Raw genomic sequence first — 453 nt, 5'->3', positions numbered from 1 at the left:
AGCAGGCGCTCTCCCAGCTGAGCTAAGCCCCCATATTTTTAAAGAAGTCGGGAAGACAGGATTCGAACCTGCGACCCCTTGGTCCCAAACCAAGTGCTCTACCAAGCTGAGCTACTTCCCGTATATTAAATTGATAATTTTAAATGGCGCGCCCGATAGGAGTCGAACCCATAACCTCTTGATCCGTAGTCAAACGCTCTATCCAGTTGAGCTACGGGCGCTATATTTAAATTGGTGCCGAGGACCGGAATCGAACCGGTACGGTGATCTCTCACCGCAGGATTTTAAGTCCTGTGCGTCTGCCAGTTCCGCCACCCCGGCAAAATAATGGAGCGGAAGACGGGATTCGAACCCGCGACCCCCACCTTGGCAAGGTGGTGTTCTACCACTGAACTACTTCCGCATATTAAAATAAATCGTATGAGCCATAGAGGATTCGAACCTCTGACCCTC

General features: G+C 50.8%; 4 tRNA genes. All 4 read right to left on the bottom strand.

The features are described from left to right. Positions 1-47 precede the first annotated feature (47 nt). The 4 genes from HMPREF2647_RS08460 to HMPREF2647_RS08445 all read right to left on the bottom strand — a co-directional run bounded on the left by HMPREF2647_RS08460 (position 48) and on the right by HMPREF2647_RS08445 (position 403). A tRNA-Pro gene (locus tag HMPREF2647_RS08460) sits at positions 48-121 on the bottom strand. Positions 122-144: 23 nt separating this feature from the next. Continuing rightward, positions 145-221: transfer RNA gene (locus HMPREF2647_RS08455), tRNA-Arg, on the bottom strand. A gap of 11 nt (positions 222-232) precedes the next feature. Continuing rightward, positions 233-321, bottom strand: a tRNA-Leu gene (locus tag HMPREF2647_RS08450). A 7-nt stretch (positions 322-328) separates the two neighbouring features. Beyond that, positions 329-403, bottom strand: a tRNA-Gly gene (locus tag HMPREF2647_RS08445). Positions 404-453 lie beyond the last annotated feature (50 nt).

Source organism: Staphylococcus sp. HMSC035D11, from assembly GCF_001836075.1.
Taxonomy (GTDB): Bacteria; Bacillota; Bacilli; order Staphylococcales; family Staphylococcaceae; genus Staphylococcus; species Staphylococcus hominis.
The sequence above is the reverse complement of the archived record's forward strand: the minus strand, read 5'-3'. Positions and strand labels throughout refer to the sequence as shown.